Source organism: Lacihabitans sp. CS3-21, assembly GCF_024343675.1.
GTDB lineage: Bacteria > Bacteroidota > Bacteroidia > Cytophagales > Spirosomataceae > Leadbetterella.
The window spans coordinates 1-21,366 of sequence record NZ_RJUD01000011.1 but is presented as its reverse complement, the minus strand read 5'-3'; the positions used below and the strand labels follow the sequence as shown (position 1 = coordinate 21,366).

18 protein-coding genes are annotated in these 21,366 nt (G+C 36.8%); 4 read left to right on the top strand and 14 right to left on the bottom strand.

The genetic code is table 11. The features are described from left to right. Positions 1 to 14: 14 nt before the first annotated feature. Positions 15 to 2,399: an alpha-L-rhamnosidase N-terminal domain-containing protein gene (locus EGI24_RS08685; protein ID WP_255047981.1), complete on the bottom strand. Its 2,385-nt coding sequence runs from the start codon at positions 2,397 to 2,399 to the stop codon at positions 15 to 17. A gap of 125 nt (positions 2,400 to 2,524) precedes the next feature. Continuing rightward, positions 2,525 to 4,654 carry a PKD domain-containing protein gene (locus EGI24_RS08680; RefSeq protein ID WP_255047980.1) on the bottom strand — a complete coding sequence of 710 codons (2,130 nt, stop codon included), beginning with the start codon at positions 4,652 to 4,654 and terminating at the stop codon, positions 2,525 to 2,527. A 214-nt stretch (positions 4,655 to 4,868) separates the two neighbouring features. Here EGI24_RS08680 and EGI24_RS08675 point away from each other — a divergent pair, with 214 nt between their 5' ends. Next, complete coding sequence (locus EGI24_RS08675; RefSeq protein WP_255047979.1) at positions 4,869 to 5,594, top strand: NrtR DNA-binding winged helix domain-containing protein; 726 nt, start codon at positions 4,869 to 4,871, stop codon at positions 5,592 to 5,594. Between the two features lie 332 nt (positions 5,595 to 5,926). Here EGI24_RS08675 and EGI24_RS08670 read toward each other — a convergent pair whose 3' ends face one another. The 7 genes from EGI24_RS08670 to EGI24_RS08640 all read right to left on the bottom strand — a co-directional run bounded on the left by EGI24_RS08670 (position 5,927) and on the right by EGI24_RS08640 (position 13,174). Then, positions 5,927 to 8,182, bottom strand: a complete 2,256-nt coding sequence (locus EGI24_RS08670; RefSeq protein WP_255047978.1) for a xanthine dehydrogenase family protein molybdopterin-binding subunit — start codon at positions 8,180 to 8,182, stop codon at positions 5,927 to 5,929. 7 nt (positions 8,183 to 8,189) lie between these two features. Beyond that, positions 8,190 to 8,657 (bottom strand): (2Fe-2S)-binding protein, encoded by a 468-nt coding sequence (locus tag EGI24_RS08665; RefSeq protein ID WP_255047977.1) that lies wholly within the window; start codon positions 8,655 to 8,657, stop codon positions 8,190 to 8,192. Positions 8,658 to 8,918: 261 nt separating this feature from the next. Beyond that, positions 8,919 to 9,902 carry an aldo/keto reductase gene (locus EGI24_RS08660; protein ID WP_255047976.1) on the bottom strand — a complete coding sequence of 328 codons (984 nt, stop codon included), beginning with the start codon at positions 9,900 to 9,902 and terminating at the stop codon, positions 8,919 to 8,921. A 51-nt stretch (positions 9,903 to 9,953) separates the two neighbouring features. After that, the gene (locus tag EGI24_RS08655) at positions 9,954 to 10,844 is read right to left on the bottom strand and encodes an AraC family transcriptional regulator (RefSeq protein WP_255047975.1); all 891 of its coding nucleotides are present in this window, start codon (positions 10,842 to 10,844) and stop codon (positions 9,954 to 9,956) included. A gap of 3 nt (positions 10,845 to 10,847) precedes the next feature. Continuing rightward, positions 10,848 to 11,639 (bottom strand): hypothetical protein, encoded by a 792-nt coding sequence (locus tag EGI24_RS08650; RefSeq protein WP_255047974.1) that lies wholly within the window; start codon positions 11,637 to 11,639, stop codon positions 10,848 to 10,850. 287 nt (positions 11,640 to 11,926) lie between these two features. Further along, positions 11,927 to 12,397: a cyclophilin-like fold protein gene (locus EGI24_RS08645; RefSeq protein ID WP_255047973.1), complete on the bottom strand. Its 471-nt coding sequence runs from the start codon at positions 12,395 to 12,397 to the stop codon at positions 11,927 to 11,929. 12 nt (positions 12,398 to 12,409) lie between these two features. Continuing rightward, entirely contained in the window at positions 12,410 to 13,174 is a 765-nt protein-coding gene (locus tag EGI24_RS08640; RefSeq protein ID WP_255047972.1) for a hypothetical protein, read from the bottom strand. Positions 13,175 to 13,320: 146 nt separating this feature from the next. On the opposite strand from EGI24_RS08640, the gene EGI24_RS08635 reads away from it, so the two are divergent. Continuing rightward, the gene (locus EGI24_RS08635; protein ID WP_255047971.1) at positions 13,321 to 14,208 is read left to right on the top strand and encodes an AraC family transcriptional regulator; all 888 of its coding nucleotides are present in this window, start codon (positions 13,321 to 13,323) and stop codon (positions 14,206 to 14,208) included. Between the two features lie 4 nt (positions 14,209 to 14,212). Here the strand turns inward: EGI24_RS08635 and EGI24_RS08630 are convergent, their stop codons facing one another. Both EGI24_RS08630 and EGI24_RS08625 read right to left on the bottom strand, forming a co-directional pair. Beyond that, positions 14,213 to 14,971 (bottom strand): hypothetical protein, encoded by a 759-nt coding sequence (locus tag EGI24_RS08630; RefSeq protein ID WP_255047970.1) that lies wholly within the window; start codon positions 14,969 to 14,971, stop codon positions 14,213 to 14,215. 136 nt (positions 14,972 to 15,107) lie between these two features. Continuing rightward, positions 15,108 to 15,626, bottom strand: a complete 519-nt coding sequence (locus EGI24_RS08625) for a GNAT family N-acetyltransferase (protein WP_255047969.1) — start codon at positions 15,624 to 15,626, stop codon at positions 15,108 to 15,110. A gap of 109 nt (positions 15,627 to 15,735) precedes the next feature. Between EGI24_RS08625 and EGI24_RS08620 the strand changes: the two genes are divergently transcribed. Both EGI24_RS08620 and EGI24_RS08615 read left to right on the top strand, forming a co-directional pair. Further along, a complete protein-coding gene (locus tag EGI24_RS08620) occupies positions 15,736 to 16,317 on the top strand; it encodes a Crp/Fnr family transcriptional regulator (RefSeq protein ID WP_255047968.1) in 582 nt (193 codons plus the stop codon). Between the two features lie 97 nt (positions 16,318 to 16,414). Next, complete coding sequence (locus tag EGI24_RS08615; protein ID WP_255047967.1) at positions 16,415 to 17,158, top strand: hypothetical protein; 744 nt, start codon at positions 16,415 to 16,417, stop codon at positions 17,156 to 17,158. A 639-nt stretch (positions 17,159 to 17,797) separates the two neighbouring features. Here EGI24_RS08615 and EGI24_RS08610 read toward each other — a convergent pair. From EGI24_RS08610 to EGI24_RS08600, 3 genes are all read right to left on the bottom strand, one after another. Beyond that, complete coding sequence (locus tag EGI24_RS08610; RefSeq protein ID WP_255047966.1) at positions 17,798 to 18,841, bottom strand: zinc-binding alcohol dehydrogenase family protein; 1,044 nt, start codon at positions 18,839 to 18,841, stop codon at positions 17,798 to 17,800. A 33-nt stretch (positions 18,842 to 18,874) separates the two neighbouring features. Then, entirely contained in the window at positions 18,875 to 19,843 is a 969-nt protein-coding gene (locus EGI24_RS08605; RefSeq protein WP_255047965.1) for a hypothetical protein, read from the bottom strand. A gap of 99 nt (positions 19,844 to 19,942) precedes the next feature. After that, positions 19,943 to 21,136: an MFS transporter gene (locus tag EGI24_RS08600; RefSeq protein WP_255047964.1), complete on the bottom strand. Its 1,194-nt coding sequence runs from the start codon at positions 21,134 to 21,136 to the stop codon at positions 19,943 to 19,945. Between the last annotated feature and the right edge of the window lie 230 nt (positions 21,137 to 21,366).

The following is a 21,366-nucleotide window of genomic DNA, read 5'->3' as shown; positions in this document are numbered from 1 at the left end:
TATCCACTTGTTTCTTAAAAAGAAAAATTATTGATTCCACCTTTCAAAGGATAGGTTTTACCTTGCCAAATAAACCGTCCTTTTGTAACCTTGGGCAATTCAATTATTGCCTTTAGTTTGTTATTGACTAATTTATAATCCACCTTTATTATGCCATCTGGATGTGGCATTTCTCCTTTTATTGTCTGAATATCTCCTAAATGAGGTTCAATTTTAACAGCCTTAAATGCAGGAGCATCGCTATCAATGCCAAGAATTGTTCTGTAAAATTCAATATTTGGACTCGAACCCCAAGCATGACAGTCTGAACGAGTATTGGTCAAATCAGAGGTTTCTGCCCAAGTAGTCAATCCCATACTGAGGTTTTCTCGCCATTTATCCAACCATTTTAAATAGTCATTACCTAAACCCGCTTTTATCAAGGCTTGATGCAGATAATATTTAAAATAAATAGAAGCTGGTGCTAATGTCTTGTCTGTCAAAAGTTGCTTTGTCAAATGGGGTAAATCTTTGGTGGCAACGATTCCCGTTAAGATGGCTAAGGCATTGGTATGTTGCGAAAAAATATCTTTTTCGATACGGTCGGCAAATAGTTTTTTATCGCTGTCCCAATACTTATCTCGAATAGTTTTGGCTAATAAATCAATTGATTTTTGATAGCGTAGAGCCAATTCAGGCATTCCAAATTTTGTTTCTAAATCGACCGCAACCTGATACGCCCATAATAGCTGCAAGTCGAGCATAGCAGAATTACCGTGTGAACTTGGGCCGATACCATCGTTCCATTCTTTAAAATCTACCCAATCGGTAAACATCCAATAAGGTACATCTTTCAGTGAGCCATCTGCTTGTTGGTATTTTTTGAAATATTCAAAAACCTGACGAACACTTCCCATTTTAGCCCTTACAAAGTCTAAATCTGTCCCATAACGACTATAATCATGTAGGATTCCAATATACCATAATGAAAAAGTGGGTATATACTGGGGCGTATAAGAAGGATGACGACTGGAGGTTAGCCCTTCTGGGATTCTTGAGAAATCCATCAAATTGAGTGCATTTTTCACTAAACGGTCATCGCCTGTATTGTAAAGTGAAACCAACGCTTGGATACGCCCATCGCCAATATATTGCAATTGTTCATAATACGGACAATCCATATAGGTTTCGGTAGCACATAAACGAGCGGTTCGCCAGCCAATAGTCAGGAAGTTGTCTAACTCTGGAATACTGCCTTCAATTTTCGATTTTAATTCAAAAGGATAGCCTGTAAATGTGCCATAGATGTCGTTTAAAGTAAGTGGACTTTCTTGCGTTTTAATGGAAAGTTCAACATAACGATAAGTACGATAAGTAAGCGTAGTAAATTTTTGATTATTGCTTCCATCAGAAATGAGGCTATCGGTTCTACCAATAAATTTCATCCCCTCAATATCGTTTCGGTTTGCTTTTATGGGAAACTCTTTGAACAAAGCTTCTGCATATTTCATCGTAATACTTGCCTTTTTTCCACCGCTAAAAATTACGTTTGGATACGCATTGGTCAGATAACTTTGGTCCAGCATGATTCTAACGCTTGTATTTGCAGGTATGGTTAGCTCTCTTTTAGTCAACGGAAAATCAGCAGGAAGTAAAACATTACCTTCCTTTTTTGCTATTTTTTGAAATCTTTCATCTCGCAACTCCATTTGCGGGATGGATGAAGGAACAAGTCGCCAACCCGTTGAAAAGCCATTATAACGGTAGAAGTTTTTAGGCATTCCATTAAATAGCTTCTGGGCATTTTGCCAATGTGTGTCATTAAAAGCTTGAGATTGCCAATTTTTGGGATGTTTTTCAAGATGGCGAATTTCTCCAGAGCCTGCAACATAATAAGTATTAATATTGAATACCAAAGGTGCATAGCTATCGTCTTGTAGGCATTTCCAAGTTTCGTTTGTGTTAAGAAAAGCCTCTTTGTCACTTGCACCCTGTAAAATAAAAGCGGTACGGAAAGTAATTTGAGCTTCGGGTCTGACTTCTCCTTCGTTCCAAACCTGGGCAGCAACGATATTATTTCCCTCTTTTAAATAAGTGGCAATATCAACGGTTTCATAATTCCAATGGTCGAGGTCGCCACGGGCAGGGCCAAGAGAAACCAACTTTTCATTCACGAAAAGCTTATAACGATTGTCAGCAGAAACATGAATCGTGAAAGAATTGGGCTTTTGTCTAAGTTCAAAAGATTTGCGGAAGTAATACACTCCATAGGCATTCGGATTGATATTTAGAGGAGTAATCCAAGACGCTTTCCAAGGTTTATACAATAAATCAGGATTTGTATTTTGTGAAAAAAGCTGATTAACACAAATGATACAAATCAAAAGAAATGCAATGCTATATCGAGAAATTATTTTCATTAAGTGTAAATGTTTCATTTTGGTCAAACTGTTATGATAACCCTGTTAAATCTTGTAATTCTTGTACTAACCATCAATCGGGTTCATGTGCTCTGCAATTGGCAAGCCATCTTTTAACAAAAAAACTATTGAACAATGACCCTAACCCTATCCAAATTCTGGATGCGTGCAAAAGGCGTTTTACTATCTCCTTCTCTTTGTGATGCTACTCTTACAGTAGGGAAAAAAGTACCTTTTGTAGTAAATTTATAAGTAATGGAAACGCTTGCTTGGCTATTTTTGGCATCAAATGTTATCTTTTTAGAACTAATCGGAAAATCTCCTTTTCCATCAAAATCCCATTCAGCCGAAACCAATTTACCTGTGTTTTTAGGTACATCTACTGCTGCGGTAAAGGTTAGGGTTTGTCCTTGTTTGATTACTTTTTTCTTCTCACCTTTTACCGTAAGTTTTACAATTGGCTGAATGCCCTTACGTTCAGCAGTGGTGGAAGGCACGATTACTTGACCATCTTCGATTTGGTAATTGGTAGAAGCTGACGGAGTAATTCCCTTTTCACACCAAGCACTCAGGTCACGTAAGGCTTGTTGCAAAACGCCTAAATAACTTACCGTTCTGGTTGGGTCTTCTTGTTTAGACAAATCGCCATGCAAAGCACGGTCGGTGTACCATAATCTGAAATTATCATCTGTTTTTTCTCCTAAATTCGCTTTAACCATATCTCTGTAAAAGTCGCCTTGCCAAGCAAAAGCCTCTCTGTCCCAAAGTGAACAAAGTAAAATCATTTTACCTTTGAATTTTCCAGTTGGTAAAACTCCTGCTGCACCTCTGGTAAATAATGGGCCTAACAGAAATGGACGTTGCGGGTAAATCGGTTTACCTTCTGCATCACGAAATTGGTCCCAAACTTTATATTCTTTACCAGGAACTTGGTGACGGTGATAAGTCTGAACAGCTAAGAAATTAGAATTGTCGATATATACTTCATCTCCCACTTTTATTTTGGCTAAAACCGACAAATCAACAGGGCCAAAAATCACTTTATCATCTTTGATACTGGCCAACTGAATCGTTTTACCAGCGGCTTCCCCTGTTTTTATAACCAAATCGCCACCCATAAAATTGACATCGGGTAGTATATCTTCAATTTGAAAGGCGACAGGCATTTTCCCTTCTACGCCTCCCATGCTTTTCCAAGCCAAATCAGCCGAACCTCTTTCTCCAGCCGTTTCAGCTTCTTTAATACCCAATTTTACAGCCTCATCAATGTTAATAGCTGCTTTAATTTTGGATGTTTTCTGAAGTCTTGCCTTCAAAAGTGATGCTGTCGGATTTGCTCCTAAATACCCCTTTACTTTCCAAAAGTCATCAAAAAACGTTCTATCAGCCATTCTCATACCTTGATACAGAGCAATGAATCCATGAATCCCCATGGTTTTATAGCCAAACCAAGATGGTGGCGGAAAGCCCATTTTGGTAACTTCGCTCAAGGCTTCCTTTTCTTCTGCGTTCAATCCTGCATACATATCTCCACTGCCACCTGCATCTAAGGCATCAATAATTTGAGGAAACTTATCATGTAGTATTCTCATGGCATTCATTCTTGCAGCAAATACGTTAGGAATAGCCATTGGCGAGCCTAATACATAAGGCACTACACCATCCCACACGCCATCAGTATTTTCGATACTTCCAATTGTACGGTAAGCTCCACCACTTCCTCCAAAAGCATAGCCGTATGTACGATGAGTACCATAAAGTTTGCCTGCAACAATTTTAGAGAAAGAAGCCGAAGCGGCATTTGCCCTAAATGCTCCAATCGTAGGGTCTGAATTGAACGATGGTTTAGCAAAATCTACTTTTCCACCTCCATTCGTTTCGATAAAGTATGCTCCACTACTAATCGAAAAACCAATTTTATCGTCTTCTCCCTTTGCTCCTTGCGAAAGATTTTCATTATCAGGAAACGGTGTGATATACTGAAAAAAACGACCTTGATAATTTTGTTTTTCTGGAAAGTAAAAAGAAAAACGAGTTTCTGTTCCCGTAAAACCTCCGTGTATGTATAGATGTCTCACCGGTAAGTCTCGCCATTCCTCATTATCAATGAAGGGAGCTTTGAATATGGAGTCTTTTGTTGAAAATGACTTAAACAATTCATCATTATTTTGCACAAGTTTAGTTTGTGCAAAACAAAAGTTAATAACTAAAATGTTTACAACAATAATTAGCCATTTTTTTTGATTTTTCAACATGGTCGATTTTGTTTTAATGAAACCTATTTCAAATAAAATTTCTTATGATTTATTAAAAAATCATCATTATAAAATTTCAAGACAAATTTATACAAAAAAAAGCTATTGTATAAAAAAATATACAATAAAAAATAGAATATAAGTTATATTTGTTTTTCTTAAACTATGGGGTAAGATTTTGTGAAGTTTAAACTATAGAAACTAAAATTGTGTAATGGATTTTTTAAAAGATAGCAATTATATTAATCAAATTTCTATTGAATGTGTAATTTTTGGATATGAAGAGCAAACTTTGAAGGTCCTCATTTCAAAGCTAAATTTCAGCGGTGATTTTTATGCATTGCAAGGTGGATTTATTACCCAAGATGAGGATATTGACGTAGCTGCTAAAAGGATTTTGCTGGAAAGAACAGGGCTAAACGACATCTATTTAAACCAATTTGAAGTATTTGGAAAGGCAAATAGAAAACGTAAAGAATTTATAGACAAACTCATTGAAGCTAATTCTGCAGCCTATGATAAAAATATAAAAAATAGTGATAAGTATCTTTGGTTTACCAATCGATTTATTTCAATCGGCTACTATGCTTTAGTAGACATTCAAAAAATTCATCCCAAAAAATCTGAAATAGATGCGTCAATTGAATGGCATAATGTTCATAGCATCCCTGATTTAATAATGGATCATGATGAAATTTTTAAGCATGCTCTCCATCACTTGAAAGAAGACATTGATAAGAAGTTTAATGCATTTAATTTATTACCAGAGACATTTACAATCAAGGAGGTACAGGACATTTATGAAACTATATTTGAAAGAGAGTATGTAAGAACAAATTTCCAAAAAAAAATATTAGAAATGAATGTGCTGGAACGCTTAGAAAAAAAATTTACTGGGGCTAAGAATAAAGCCCCATACCTTTACAAGATTAAAATTTAAGTTAAATAAAAAAAACGAGGACTTTTTTTGCAAATACATCCGTCTGCTTTACAAAATTTTAACAATTCCTTAGTCTCCCATGATTAAGAACTAAATAGTTTGATTTTAGATACCTAATGTACTCGTTTTTGTTTAGAATGTATAAATTTCGAGAAAGATTAATCATGATTTTTCGGCATAATCAAAACTTTAAATAATTATGAGTGCTAAGCAATACAAAAGGCAATATTAATTTCAAAAAAAATATACCATAGGTTGATTAAACAAAACCATACCCAAAAAGAATCAAATAATAATTCTTAAGGGTATGATTTGAAACTAGCCGAGTTGAGTTAATTTATATTTTGCATTGAACCTTCACTCATAAAAGGTTGATTATAATACCTTTTGCCCGTGGTTTTAAACAAAGCGTTTGCCACAGCTCCAAATACAGGCGGGAAAGGTGGTTCGCCAAGACCTGTAGGATCTATTTCATTTTCAACGAAATGAACATCAATTTTCTTTGGAGCCTCATTATGACGAATCATGCGATAATTATGGAAATTGTTCTGCTCAGGAACACCATCTTTATGGGTCAATGCTCCATAAAACGACTGTCCGATTCCATCAACCACTGCACCTTGTACCATGTTACGGGCTGCGTCGGGGTTTATCACAACCCCACAATCAACGGCAGAAGTTACTGATTCAACATATGGTTGTCCATCACGCATTACCATATCCACCACGTGCCCAGCATACGATGCGTGACAGAAATAGGCAGCTACACCACGTTTTTTACCCACATTTTCGGGTTTGCCCCAACCTGATTTTTCTTTGAGCAATTCTAAAACACCTATATATCTACTGGCATCATAATCGTTATTTTTGCCTACTGGATTTTCTTTGGCACGTTTCAACAAATCAAGTCGGAAAGCGATTGGGTCTTTTCCCATGGCCTCGGCTACCTCATCCAAAAACGACTGCTCTGCAGCGGCATTAAAATTTGAACGAGGAGCTCTGAACGCTCCAATCGTAATGTTCGAAGGAATCTCCCATCCATCTGCCAAATAATTATCCACAGCACCAGCTGGAAAACGATTGGCATGAATTGGGTTTTCGGGAATACCACCACCAGTTACATGAAAACCAATCAGATTTTTATTGGCATCCAAAGCTGCACGATAAGTAGCGGTATACATCGGACGATAGATTCCGTGAGTCATGTCATCTTCACGAGAATATATCAATTTTATGGGAGCTTTGACTTTCTGAGAGATACGAGCCGCTTCATATACATACGACCCATAAGCTCTACGACCAAAACCACCGCCCATGCGGGTCATTTGAATCTCTATTTTGTCAGCAGGAAGATTCAAGATTTTTGCAAGCGTTGGCTCCATCAACCCAGGTGCTTGCAATGGCCCAGCTACTAAGGCTCTGTCATCTTGCACATGGGCAAAGAAATTCATTGGTTCCATACAATTATGTGCCAAAAACGGAGCATTGTACGTGCGTTCAATAATCTGAGCTGCATTTTTGAAAGCTGTCTCAGGGTCGCCATCTTTTCTTAATTCTTTAGCTGGCTTTTTGGCAAACTCAGCCATCATTTCAAATTGGCTACTTGTAGTTTCTAATCTGGCAGGCACTACTTTTTCAGTTTTCCCACCTCTGCCCATGATGGTTTCTTTTACATCGCCCGCCGCTTCCCATTGAGCATTTATCTTTTTGCGGGCGTTCATTACCTCCCAAGTAGAATTTCCAACTACAGCAATCATTTCGTTGAAAGCACGCGTATCAAAACCACCTTGCTCGAAACCATCATCATAGAGTTTGAAACTAAAAATATCTTTGATGCCCGACATTTTTTTTGCAGCGGTAGCATCAAAAGATTTTAATTTCATACCAAATGCTGGCGGATGCTCAATCATAGCAATCAACATTCCGTCAACCTTATAATCTATTCCGAAAAGTGGCTTTCCAGTTACAACTTTTACTCCTTCAGTATTTTTCTTTGAATTTCTTACAATAGAAAAATCTTTTGGGGCTTTCAATTTTATATCTTTCGGAACTGTAAGGGTAGCAGCTTTTGCAGCTAATTCGCCATATTTCGCTGTTTTTCCATTTGAATGAGACAAAACGCCTGCATTAGTTGTGATTTCGGTTGCTGGAACTCCCCAAGTTTGAGCTGCGGCTTCGATAAGCATTTTACGAGCTGCTGCTCCTGCATTTCGTAATGGTTTCCAGTATGCTCTTATCGAATTACTTCCTCCTGTAAACTGTGAACCGAACTTAATATTATCATGAGTACTCATTTCTACTATCACATTTTTCCAATCACAGTCTAATTCTTCCGCAACTATCATAGGCAGTGAGGTCATTACATTTTGACCAAATTCAGGATTAGGGCAAAAGATTTTAATAACATTCTCAGGAGTAATTTTAATATATCCAGTCAGCTCACTCCAAGTTTCGGCTAGGTTCAATTCAGCAAGCTTTCCCGCTGCTTTTGCTTCAGAAAACCAGCTAAAACTTAACAACCATCCTCCTCCAGCAAGGGCTGAAGACTTTAAGAACTCTCTTCTACTTTGTGCTTTTATATTTTCCATTATGTTCTTATTTAGAGTTTGATGTTTTAGACGCTGTTTTGATCGCTTCTTTTATTCTTAGATAAGTACCACAACGACAAATATTACCACTCATGGCAGCATCAATATCTTCATCCGAAGGATTTGGGTTGGTTTTCAGCAAAGCAACAGCAGACATCATTTGTCCACCTTGACAATAGCCACATTGGGCCACATCATGCTCGAGCCAAGCTTTTTGTACTGGGTGAGTGCCATTTTCAGACAGCCCTTCGATTGTCGTAATGACTGATTTTCCAATAGCTGAAACAGGCAGCACACATGAGCGAGTGGCATTTCCATCCAAATGAATGGTACAAGCACCGCATTGAGCCATTCCACAGCCGAATTTGGTACCAGGCATATTTAGCGTATCACGAAGAACCCAAAGCACTGGTGTGGAAGGATCAACATCCACATTACGGGTTTTTCCGTTTATTTTAAGATTGTATTTTGCCATGATAATTGATATTTAAAGACTTTTATCTCTTTACAAAAATATTGCTATTTATTCTATAAAAACTACGTCATTCAAACGATTTCTTACGAAATTCAAATGTTCTATGGTTAAAAATGAGTGAATATCTACTTTTAGGTGATCCAAATTAGGTATTAATTCAATTTAAAATAATCGAAAACAAATAAATAAAAAAGCACAAAATTTTTCAGCCTAATTATTTTAGCCCAATAGATTTTGAAAGCTAATTTGTTGAAAGGGAAATTACAATCCTGTCGTTTTTTCCATGGCCTCCGTATATCTTTCTCCAGTAATTTTAACACCCTCGGATGCTAAGGTCAGTTGTCTCAAGTCTTCAGAACTAAGTTGAAGATTTTCAGCACCATTGTTTTCTATTAATCGATGAATTTTAGTGGTTCCGGGAATTGGAACTATCCAAGGTTTTTGAGCCATAACCCAAGCCAAGGCTATTTGAGCATTTGTAGCATTATATTTTTGAGCATATTCTGCAATTACATCAACCAATGCTTTGTTGGCCATTCTAGCCTCTTCCGTAAATCTAGGAATTATTGATCGAATATCCGAAGCAGCAAATTCTCTTTTTTCATCAATTGTACCTGTTAAAAAACCTTTTCCTAGTGGACTAAATGGAACGAAACCTATTCCCAGCTCTTCTATGGTAGGTATGATTTCAAGTTCGTGTTGACGAGTCCATAAAGAATATTCGCTTTGTAGAGCCGTAACGGGCTGCACAGCATGTGCTTTTCTAATCGTATTTGCTCCTGCTTCTGAAAGCCCAAAATATTTGGCTTTACCCTCTTTTATAAGGTCACTTACCGTGCCTGCCACATCTTCGATAGGCACATTAGGATCAACCCGGTGTTGATATAGCAAATCAATACAGTCAATGCTTAGTCTTTTTAGAGACCCTTCAACGGCTTTTCTAATTGTTTCTGGTCTGCTATTTACACCAATCATTTTGCCATCGACTATATCAAATCCAAATTTTGTAGCAATTTGGACTTTATGCCTAAAGGGCTTAAGAGCTTTTCCTAGCAATGCTTCATTGGTAAAAGGCCCATATACTTCTGCTGTGTCAAAAAAGCTTACACCTTCTTCAACCGCTTTTTGAAGCAAGGTAATAGCTTCGCCATCACTTGGAAATGGAGCATAAGAAAAACTCAAACCCATGCATCCCAAACCGATGGCGGAAACTTCCAAATCTTTTCCTAAAGTTCTCTTTTTCATGTAGATAGTTCTGTTTTAAACGGTTTAAACTCTGAATATGGCCAAAAATTTTCAGTTATTTCTAAATTTAGTAGGGCTCAATAATGTATGTTTTTTAAAAAAATTATTAAAATGTGTCACTTCTTGAAAGCCAAGCGAATAGGCTATTTCGGAGATATTCCATTTGCTTTGTTTAAGCATAATTTTAGATTCTTGTAATAAGCGTTCGGCAATGAGTTGTGAAGTTGTCTTTCCGCCAGCTTCTTTCACAGCTCGGTTAAGATGATTTACATGAACATTGAGTTGAAAGGCAAAGTCAGAGGCTGTCCGCAGAATAATTTCGGTATGATTTTCGTCAATCGGAAACTGGCGTTCAAGCAGTTCTAAAAATAGCCAATAAATTCGCTGTGAAGCATTAATGGGTAACTTCTCAATTCGCGATGAAGGACGGGTTTTCATGGCATAATGAATCAACTCATAAATCTGATTTCTGATGGCATCATATTTATGGATGTACTCAGAGTTGAGTTCGGTTTCAATTTTTTCAAAGACTTTCGATAAATACTCAAATTGGGTATCATCTAATTCAAATACATGTGTACCCGTTGGTTGAAAAACCTCATATTGAATCAAGTTGCCGAATAGATTAAAAAAACTGGCATCAAAAACTACATAAAACCCTGAAAGGTCGTCATCGACATGCTCCCATTTATAAGGAATAAACGGATTTGAAAACACAAGTGCTTGTTTTTCGAAGGAGAAAACTTTATCTGCATAATGTATACGACTACTTCCTCTACAAAGCGTAATTTTGAAAAAATCTCGACGGCGATATGGCACAGGTTTAGTTGCTGGATGTGGCAATCTAAAAACATTGACATGTCCGATATCTCGACCCAGATTTTCGGGTATCCACTCAAATTTCCTGCTATAAAAATCTTGTAAAGATTCTATTTTTTCCATAATCTACTTTTTTACAATCAGCTTTCTATCCATCGCATATCCCAAACTAATATTCCAATCGAATGATTTCCCTGCAATGTCAGTTTTTAATGGTTTATTTATAGTCGAACCCAAATAAAATGGCGTTTTTTTCGATAAAAGTGTAAAATTTGAGGCAAAATAATAACCCTCTTTTGCATCTAGTTTCAGATAAAACAGTTGGGGATTAACCCTTAAAGATAAGCTTTTAATTAGCTGAATTGTTGAAACAGATCTCAGCGAAACCAAAGCAGTGTGATTATTGGCGTCGTCGCTCACGCCTTTGGCATAAAGACAAAAAAGGCTGAGGCTATTATTTTTGTTGAGGATGATATTGGGCGTAAATTCAAAAGGAATGACACGAGAAACTGCTAAAGTGTTTTTGACTTTGGGTGAAGTTTCATAAGCCAAAACTCTAAATGGTACAGCTGGGAAATGCGTACCAATAGATGCTTGGAAACGTTTTTGATTGACAAGTTTGTAACGCCAAATAAAAATAAATGACCAAGGACGGCCATCCTTCAAAGCAAATCGAAACTCAGGGTCAAAACTAAATCTTTTTCCTCCATTGATATTAAAATTAAAAATAGCGGCTGGTTTTCCCAGCGAAAAGGCAGGAATAAATGAAAACCCATTTTGAGTAACACTAACAGCCCCTCTGAAATTGATGATTTTTGAGGTAGTATCTTCTTGAGCTAATGAACTAAAAGAAATATTACATAAAAGAAATAATGAAAGTATGTTTCTATAAAAAGCGTTTGGTATAGAATAAGACATATTATTTAAAATGAATGTTTAAATTATTCTACAAACTTAGAAGTATTAAACACTCTCTATTAAACAAATTTCAAAGGAAAACTTACGAAAATCAAATATTAAAAGGATTAGAAAGTATTTTCAATCGAGAATAACCACAATTCATTAAAATACCTTACTTGCCTTATTATGACCATTTTTAAAAGCAGCTGCGGTCTTGAGTTCAAATATTTTATGACTTTACCAGCTATTTTAAGGCGAAGCTTAGATGAGCACCCTTAGTTTCTAGGAGTTGAACTATGTACGCTTTAATCAGCCAATTGAAATACTACCTTGATATCATCATCACCCAATGCCACCAAAAGCCCCAATACATCATCAATTTTTCCGATTGCGGTATAACTGTAGGAAGTAGAAAAACTTTTGTAGAACAGCACCAAAGTTCTCGAACCGTAAAGCATTAAATCGCCCGACTGAATGCTTGCAGGTACAGAGGCATTTGTTGGTAAGCTTTGGGGCAATTGGGCATATTTTTCGTTGTTATTTAATTCATCCATATTGAGCGTCAAAGGCAAAAGAGCTTTGAAAGCTTTGGAGGTTGGGCTATCTAAAAGCGTAGCCGTGAATTTTTTTTCTCCAATTTTGAGTTGTATTTTATTTCCGCTTACAAATTTGTTTTTTTCAATCATTGTTTCTGATAATATTTGATTTTCGGCTTTGTATGAAATGCTCAAACCAATGAATATCTGAATAAAAGAGAGCAAGAACAATCGTTTCACTTTGATAAATATTTAGTTGAGTTTCTTATAAATCTTCTTGAAATTATAATTCAAAGTCACATTCCACATAAAATCTTTATTACCAGGAACATTGGAAGTAAAAGTCTGATTAATGGTAGATTGTAAGCTAAATGGAAATTTTTTATGTGCCACCGAACCTGTCAAGGTAAAATAATCCCCTCTGTAGCCATCGGTATATAAGAAATATATGGAAGGGAATAAATTAAAATATAAATTTTTGCCCATACCCATATGCGTGACGTTTGCGTTTAGAAACAAAACTCGAGTCAATTGAGGACCGTGGTTTTGCAGGCCATTGCCTTGTAAATACATGGCACTTACACCAATTTTATCGTTGAATTGATAACTCGGCACAGCCTCAAAAGCTAAAAAACGAAGCATTTCGGTAATTTCCTTGGTTTTCCCGTCTTCTACATCGGTTCTACGAATGAGCGTAAATGCGGGGTGTGCACCAATCCTAAAACCAAATTTTTTATTATCGACCAAACGATATCGCAGCCACCATATTAGGCCTCCTTTTTCGGCATTGGGTACTAAACGAATATCTGGCTCAAAACTCAATTTCTTTTTCCTAAAAGATAAATTGGCCACAAATGCGGGATAATCTAGAGAAAACGTTGGAATAATAGAAAAACCATTGTTGGTAAAGCCGACATTGCCTGAAAAAACCATGGGAGTTTGTGTGCTGTCCTCAGACTGAGCAAAGCTTAAATAGGAACAAAAAAATAAGAGAACAAATAGTACTAATAACCTCATTTTCAGATATGAATAATTTTAATTTACAAAATTACCAAGCTCTTTATCCCAATCTCTTATACATTTTACGGTTTGACTTACCAATTTCCCTTTTATAGAAAAATATATGATTCTATTCTTTTAGATTTACCTAAAAATTAGAAAATATGGTCATTTACGATAGCATTAAAACCTATAACGAAACCTTCAATCACCCCACTTTGCATCCACTCGTCAGTTTGTTGGATTTGAGTAAAGGGAATCCACTGAAGAGAAGTAAATTTCGTTTGGATTTTTATGCCATCATCATCAAAGACAGTAAATGTGGTGATCTGAGATATGGCTTAAAGCACTATGACTATGAAGAAGGAACCATCGTGTTCTTTGGCCCTGGGCAAGTGGGCGGCTCAGAGCCAGAAGGCGAATGGCACCAGCCTTATGGACTGGCTTTGGTTTTTCATCCTGACCTCATCAAAGGCACTTCTTTGGCCAAAACTATTCATGAATATTCTTTTTTTAGCTATGATTCTTACGAAGCTTTGCATGTTTCAGAGAAAGAAAGGGGCCTCATAGATATATGTTTTGGAAATATTGAAACAGAAATAAAGCAAAACATTGACCAACACAGTAAAAAAATCTTGGTGGCCAACATTGAGTTGCTTTTGAAATATTGTTCTCGCTTTTATGACAGGCAGTTTATTACCAGAGAAACCGCTAACCACCAAGTGATCGAGAAATTTCAAAATCTTTTGACAGATTATATATTAAGTGAAAATCTCCAAAATACAGGTTTGCCTTCCGTTACCTATTTTGCTAAAGAACTACACCTTTCGCCCAACTATTTGGGAGATTTACTAAAAAAAGAAACTGGCAAAACCACGCTCGAACTTATCCATTTGAAAATCTTAGACCTGGCCAAAGATAAAGTTATGGACAACAGCAAATCTATAAGCGAAATAGCCTATGAGCTCGGCTTCAAATACCCTCAACATTTCACACGTCTATTTAAACAAAAAGTTGGGGTAAGTCCAAATGAGTTTCGGGGCTTGAATTAAACCATCACTTTAACTTAGTGTATTGGTTATTAATGTTATACACCAGCCCTACACTCCATAAAAAATCTTTACCAGCAATCTCCGTTTTTATGGCTTTGCTCGCAATGGCGTTCAACGAGACAGGGAAATTTCTTTTGAATAAATTCAGCGTGGCGTTTACATACGTGCCATCGTAGTCATCCATTTTTAGGTAATAAGCCTGTGGAATTAAGGACATTCTTAACTTATCAGAAAGCTTCAAGTTTAACACACTTCGCAATGCAATGAATGTAGTATGCTGCAAAACATCTTTGGTTAGACCTTTTGAGCCTAAATAGTATACACCTAGGTTGGCATTTTTGGAGACCAGATAGGTGGGCGAAACCTCCCATGCAAAGTATCTTTGAGCTGCCAATAAATTCCTGGTGATTCCATTATCTGTCACCGATATATCCCGAAATACCACCGAAGGATGAGCTCCCAAGCCGAGGTTAAATTTCTTCTGCTGAATAAGTTTATACCGCCACCAAAATACAAAAGCCCATGGTTTGCCATTCATACCAAAGCGAAACATGGGATCAAAACTCAATCGCCCCTTTCCAACGTTCATATCAAACAAAACGGCTGGTCTGCCTAATGAAAACGTGGGAATTAGCGAAACGCCGTTATTGGTTGCTGTAATTTGTCCTCTTAAGAAACTTGGAGTTTGAGTGCTGTCAGTTTGCTGAGAAAATGTAGCGAAGAAAGAAAGTATCAAGTAAATAGAGAGGAAAATTAACTTCATTTATAGCGGTTGGGTTATTCGAATGCAAAGTTCTTATTATTTGCGTAATATCCAAATACCATTTTTACGGCCGCATCTACCATTTTTACCCAATATTTATTTTATAAAAATAAAGATTATTAGGGTGTTTTTGAATTTAAAGAATCAATTTCATCATAATATCAGTTTGCTCATCATCTCCCAGCTTAAAGATGTGCTTATCAAACTCCTCAAAACCATTTTTCTTATAGAAACTTATGGCTCTCGGGTTTTCTTCCCAAACACCCAGCCAGACATAACTGACCTTTTTCATCTGGGCAATTTCTAAAGCTATTTTATAAAGCAATTGACCTACACCTTTTCCATGAAAATCCTTTAAAACATATATTCTTTCTATTTCTAAGGCACTGTTATCTTTCAACTCGGTTTGGGAGTCTCCAAAGTTTAATTTTAAATAACCAATTACATCACCTTCTGAGGTAGCAAAATAAAACTCGGCATTGGGGTCCTGAAGTTCTGACAAAAGTTTTTCCTCTGCAAAACCTTCTTCCAGGTACATTTTCATATTCTCTTCCGAATTTCCTTCTGAGAAGGTCTCCAAAAAAGTCTGCTTGCCAATGATTTGCAGTTGTTTTATATCATCAGTCCAAACCCTAGTTATTTCAATATTAGACATTTGTGGTATTAGGTTTTATTTCTAAATATCAAATAAAGTATTTGATATACTATTTTACAAATTAACCGTAATTTCGGCTCTCAATTTTAAAACCCAATTTTATTTTATAATGCAATCTCTTTTCAAAGATTTTGAAGAAATACTACCTTTATCGGCTGAAGAGGCGGCTTTAATTGAAAGTTTGATAACTAAATCAAATATCAAACGTAAAGAATTAATTTTGAAGGAAGGGCAAGTCTGCAAGCATTATACTTTCGTAATCAAAGGCTGTTTTAAGATGTATGGCATTGATGACAAAGGCTTTAGTCACAACATTCAATTTGCTGCAGAGGGTGATTGGATTGCAGATATTGGTAGTTTTTATACCCAAACGGCAAGCAAGCTATATATTGAAGCTATTGAAGGCTCTGAAATTTACCAAATAAACCAACCTGATTTGTATGGGTTGTTTATAGAAGTCCATAAAGTGAACAGGATGTTTAAAGTCATATCTGAAAATAATTTTGTAGAGATTCAAAACCGAGTTCTACAGAATTTCAGTTCCACTGCTGAACAACGGTATTTAAGTTTTTTAGAGCAATATCCACATTTGAGTAATAGACTACCCAATACACAAATCGCATCATATTTAGGCATTACACCCGAGTTTTTGAGTAAAATCCGGAAAGGGTTGACAAAAAAGGCTTTCTGATAAATTTGTAATTCAATAATGGTTTTCTTAATCTAGGTTAAGAGTGCTGAGATTTCCATTGCTTTACCTTTGCATGATCAAAATTAAATGTGAAAGGATGAAAAAGTATATCTCGATTATTGCCTTCTTTATAACTTTATCCACTTCTAAAGGACAAAATATAATATTCGGCAAACAAACCTTTGAATTACACAATGTTACGGGCTCAGTTATTAAGTTTGAAGGCAAAAAAGTATTGAAAATTGAACGTGATTTAAAGGCACTTCCGTTCGATGAAAAGAACTTAGAATCTACCGTTGACGACCGACATTATGCAAGGCTTTTGGACATTGCCGATTTTGAAAATGGCACGATTGAAGTAAAAATGTACAGCCAAATTCAAAACCCATCACCCTATCCGCCAGCTGCTGGTTTTATAGGCTTGTATTATAGAATTGCAGAAGATGATTCTGCTTGGGAATCTATTTATTTACGTCCAAAAGTCGGAAGAATCAATAACCAAATGGCGAGAAATCACGCAGTACAGTATTTTGCCTATCCCAATTTTAAGTTTCAAACCCTAAGAGATAAATTCCCAGCGGGTTCTTATGAAGGATCTGCACCAGTGATGCTCAATGAGTGGATTACGTTTCGTTTAGAAATCAATGGTGAAACTGCTGAAATGTTTATCAACGATTTGAAATATTCTTCATTTATCGTCAATAAAATGCTCGGCAATAGCAAAAAAGGCTATGTTGGACTATATGTAGATATTGCTACAATAGGTTATTTCAAAGATTTAAAAGTAACGAAACGAGCATTGAAAGTGAAGAAAGAAGCTGAAAAAGTGGGCGATATATGATCGGTGACTTATTTTACACGTTATAGTTGTGAAAATGCATAAATGCTGATAAAAAGTATATTCTTGAAAATTAACCTCAACCTAAGCAATACTAATTGACCTAAAAGATAAAAATTGACTATTATTTATTAATTCTAGTTAATCAAAAAATAAAGAGTTTTTTCCATATTTATTACAAAACAGAAAATTTAACTATTTAAAAGGAAGCTAATGAAATGACTAGATAAAATATCTTAATGCATATTAAACCTTTTTAGTCAAAACAGTACTATTGTTTCAAATCGATTGCAAAACAGATATTTTATCTATTTAATAGGTAGCAAATCAGTTCACTTAATAATATAGCTCAAAAAATAAGAGACGCATTTTAATCAAAATAGGTCTGTTTTTTTCCGAATCGAAAGCAAAACAGATAATTTACCTATTTAAACGGTAGCAAATAAACTATCTAGATAAAATAACTAAATAAATTTGGGCAAAACCCTGCTTCGTCGAAGACATCGAAAACGCTCCACAGCCCATTCCCTTTATTTTTTCCAAGCAGTCAAAAACATTTTATAATTTTGCAGGATTTCATTGTCCTAAATTATAAATCAAACTGTATCTATTCAAACCCACTTATACAAAATTTCAAGTCATTCAAAGCGAAACCATCGCTTTAATCACTTTGCTTTCGGGGTCCAGCCAGTGATTAAAAATTTCAGGCAAATCATCAAATTTGGCTCGATGGCTTATCCAGGGTTTGATATCAATCTTTCCGTTTTCCATCAGTTCAATGATGTTGGTAAAATCTTGCGGCAAACTATTTCTACTTGCAAATAGCGTAATTTCACGACGATGAAAAAGTGGATCATCAAAAATGACATCCCCAATAAACAAGCCCACAAATACCAGCTTTCCGCCAAAGGCTACATAATTGAAGGCATTTTTCATAGATTTCGGATTTCCTGTGGCGTCGAAGACTACTGTGGGAAGAAGCCCCATAAATTCACCATTGAGGGACTTTTCTAGCTGTTCTCGTAAAATCTCCGTGCAGAAACCTTGCGAGCCGTCAAGAAGTATATCGGCTTTTAATTGCTCTTGGGCAAATGCTAGTCGCTCGGCATTGATGTCTAAGACTGCCACCGTAGCACCGGTAAGTTTGGCAAATTGTATCACCGACAAACCGATAGGTCCAGCACCTATTACCAACACCAAATCTTCTGAAGAGACCCCAGCACGTTGCACCGCGTGGGCTCCAATGCTCAACGGCTCCACCACAGCCAGTTGTTCAAAACTCAAACTTTTGGAGGCATGTAGTTTGTGCATAGGCACTTTTAAATACTCACACATACCACCATGGGTATGTACACCCAGTACTTGTAGATTTTCACAACAATTACCTTTACCATTTTTGCAAGACTGACAAGCACCGCAGTTCATGTAAGGTTCTACCGTAACTTTGTCGCCTACTTTTATTCGGTCATTCTCCTCTCCTACGGCCACTACCTCCGCACCCAACTCATGCCCAAGCACTCGGGGATAGCTAAAAAAAGGCTGTTTACCCCTAAAAGCATGATAATCCGTACCGCAAATACCGATGTTCTTTATTTTTATTAAGGCCTCATGTGGCTCCAAACCTGAGGGCTGATCTTGTTCTATGAATTTAAAAACTTCTGGTTCTTCTAATCTTAGGGTTTTCATATTTTTATATCTTTTTCTTTCTTTATACTTATTTTATTTTCGCTCGCTCTTTGCCGTTGAAACCACCAAAATATCCTTAAATACTTTCAAATTGGTAGCGGCAAATTTGGTGGGTAAACCAGTACTGGTGGATTTCCAAGAAGCCATTGTATCTACTTTGCTATAAACGCCATCCCATTGTCCCGCATACAAATTATCTCCTTTTTTTATTATATTGAAAGTGTACAAATTATCAGGAAGTCCTGCTTGGCAGCTTTTCCAAGTTATGCCATCCACTGTCGAAATCAGTAAGGAAGTGTAAGTCATGGCATAAAGCGTACGCTCATCAGCAGCAATATTATGAACAGAATGATTGGGCAAAATCAAGGACCCATCTTTTGCGTTTTTATTGGATTTATATACGCCTCGGTTGGTTGCCAAATATAAATCGCCCTTAAACTCAGTGACGCCATTTACCTGTAAACCAGCTTGACCATAGACTTTATCCCACTTTTGTTGGGGATTGTCAAAACTATACAATCCATCATTGGTGGCAGCATAAAGCACGCCGTTTATTTCCACAAACCTTCTGATGGTTTTATCGCTGAGCCCATCATTACTTAAACTCCACCTTTTGCCCAAGTCATTAGAAAAATAAACGCCCCCATATTGAGTTCCTAAGAAAATGTGGTTGCTATAAAAAAATAGCGGCCCCACCTGATCATTTAGTATTTGTTCATTGGTGGGTAAATTATCCCATTTGCTAGCCTTTTCATCGAATAGATAAACACCTTCCTCTTTGGTGGCTATGCCCAGCAAATTCTCCGAAACCGCAATACCACCGAGCCCAATACTCAAACTATCAGGCAAACCTTCACCGACATTTTCCCAATCCAATCCATCGTTTTTTGAAAAATAAACCAATCCAGGACGTGTGGGCTCAGTTATAACTGAAAAGCTTTTGAATTGTCCACAGGAACCAAAAGCAATGCTCAACGACAACACCAGAATACTTTTAAACATGGATATTTATTTTTTTGGTTGCACAATAGTAAATAATCATGATCAAACTACCTGATCATTTTTGTAAAATACCAGACAAATAGAAAATAGATTTTAACATTATAATACTTTCTCTTTATTTCCTCCAAAAACCAAAACCAAATTGACAATACCAATCACAAAAAAACTCAATATCAATGGAAACACACTTTCTGTCATAAAGAAACTTACCAAGGAGCCCAAGGCAGAACCGATGAAAAAGAAAAAAGTACCATAAACCGAAGAAGCTACGCCGGCCATATTGCCCATAGGTTCGAGAGCCAATGCACTGCTGTTGGGTTCTATGGCGATGTTGATAGCCATCAAAAGTGCGATGCCCACAAAAAACACCATCAAATGAGGCGGCTCCCCAAAAACTATCGTAATGACAAACAAAACCATGGCCACCGTGGCATAGGCCATCAAAAGCCATTTTATACTTTTCCTCGCTCCTATTCGGGTGGAAAAGTAAGAATTGAAAAATGTACAAAGCGACATCAAGAGTCCTATGCCCGCAAAAACCCAAGCAAATAGTTCAGGTTTGCCGTAAATTCCCCCGACGATATGTTCTGAAGTGGCCACCCATGTGCTCAAAGCAGAAAATAATAAAGTAGTAATGGTGGTATATCTTAGAAATGGACGATTGCTGATGACTGTTTTTAAGGATAAGCTCACGCTGGGCCAATTGAGGTCCGTTCGCTTTTCAACGGGATGTGTTTCTTCCATTCTGAACGACCAAATGAATATCACGATGCCGAAGATAACGGGTGTAAGAAATACCATTTGCCAAGACGAAACCGACAGTATGGCCAGTCCCAAAAAGGGTGCTATGACGGGTGTAAACAAGAAAATAGTAAAAATGAGCGACATCGTGCGGGCCATTTGATCGCCAACAAAACGGTCTCTAACCCCTGCAATAGTAGTCATAAATACCGCCGAAGCTCCCACTCCGGCAAAAAATCTCGCCCCCAGCATGATCTCAAATGTGGGTGCAAAAGCCGCTACCAAGCCACCTAAAATATATAAAGGAAAACCAATGCGATAAATGGCCAATCTGCCAAAGCGATCCGACAATATTCCAAAAAACAATTGGGCGATTTGACCCATAAAAAAGAAAACGATGATTTGGGCTGTGGCCGTTGATTCAGGCTTGAAACCAAAATGCTCTCTCAAACTGGCAAAAGCAGGTAGCATAATATCGATACCCAAGGCAGTCAACATCATGGTGCAGGCAGAGAGGGTAATAAACTCCCCCGACTTCATCTTTATATTCATTTATGATTAGTGGTTCTTGATACAAAAACAAAAATAGTGGGTCTTGCTGGAATTAATTACAATTGTGCATAAAACCAAACAAAACATGAAAATCACCTAATGAACTCCCAAATAAAATAAAACTTTGTGTACCTCTGTGCAAAACTCCGTGCCCTCTGAGGTTAAAAAATGCAATGTGATAATGAGGCAGTATGCTAATTAGCAAATTGTGATTCAATTATTCCACAAAG

Bases quoted from the DNA above. Each gene is read 5' to 3' on its own strand.
- EGI24_RS08680 (WP_255047980.1), bottom strand. From the start codon at position 4,654: ATGTTGAAAAATCAAAAAAAATGGCTAATTATTGTTGTAAACATTTTA.
- EGI24_RS08670 (WP_255047978.1), bottom strand. From the start codon at position 8,182: ATGGAAAATATAAAAGCACAAAGTAGAAGAGAGTTCTTAAAGTCTTCA.
- EGI24_RS08675 (WP_255047979.1), top strand. From the start codon at position 4,869: ATGGATTTTTTAAAAGATAGCAATTATATTAATCAAATTTCTATTGAA.
- EGI24_RS08620 (WP_255047968.1), top strand. From the start codon at position 15,736: ATGCAATCTCTTTTCAAAGATTTTGAAGAAATACTACCTTTATCGGCT.
- EGI24_RS08630 (WP_255047970.1), bottom strand. From the start codon at position 14,971: ATGAAGTTAATTTTCCTCTCTATTTACTTGATACTTTCTTTCTTCGCT.
- EGI24_RS08625 (WP_255047969.1), bottom strand. From the start codon at position 15,626: ATGTCTAATATTGAAATAACTAGGGTTTGGACTGATGATATAAAACAA.
- EGI24_RS08615 (WP_255047967.1), top strand. From the start codon at position 16,415: ATGAAAAAGTATATCTCGATTATTGCCTTCTTTATAACTTTATCCACT.
- EGI24_RS08640 (WP_255047972.1), bottom strand. From the start codon at position 13,174: ATGAGGTTATTAGTACTATTTGTTCTCTTATTTTTTTGTTCCTATTTA.
- EGI24_RS08660 (WP_255047976.1), bottom strand. From the start codon at position 9,902: ATGAAAAAGAGAACTTTAGGAAAAGATTTGGAAGTTTCCGCCATCGGT.
- EGI24_RS08655 (WP_255047975.1), bottom strand. From the start codon at position 10,844: ATGGAAAAAATAGAATCTTTACAAGATTTTTATAGCAGGAAATTTGAG.
- EGI24_RS08685 (WP_255047981.1), bottom strand. From the start codon at position 2,399: ATGAAAATAATTTCTCGATATAGCATTGCATTTCTTTTGATTTGTATC.
- EGI24_RS08665 (WP_255047977.1), bottom strand. From the start codon at position 8,657: ATGGCAAAATACAATCTTAAAATAAACGGAAAAACCCGTAATGTGGAT.
- EGI24_RS08650 (WP_255047974.1), bottom strand. From the start codon at position 11,639: ATGTCTTATTCTATACCAAACGCTTTTTATAGAAACATACTTTCATTA.
- EGI24_RS08635 (WP_255047971.1), top strand. From the start codon at position 13,321: ATGGTCATTTACGATAGCATTAAAACCTATAACGAAACCTTCAATCAC.
- EGI24_RS08600 (WP_255047964.1), bottom strand. From the start codon at position 21,136: ATGAATATAAAGATGAAGTCGGGGGAGTTTATTACCCTCTCTGCCTGC.
- EGI24_RS08605 (WP_255047965.1), bottom strand. From the start codon at position 19,843: ATGTTTAAAAGTATTCTGGTGTTGTCGTTGAGCATTGCTTTTGGTTCC.
- EGI24_RS08610 (WP_255047966.1), bottom strand. From the start codon at position 18,841: ATGAAAACCCTAAGATTAGAAGAACCAGAAGTTTTTAAATTCATAGAA.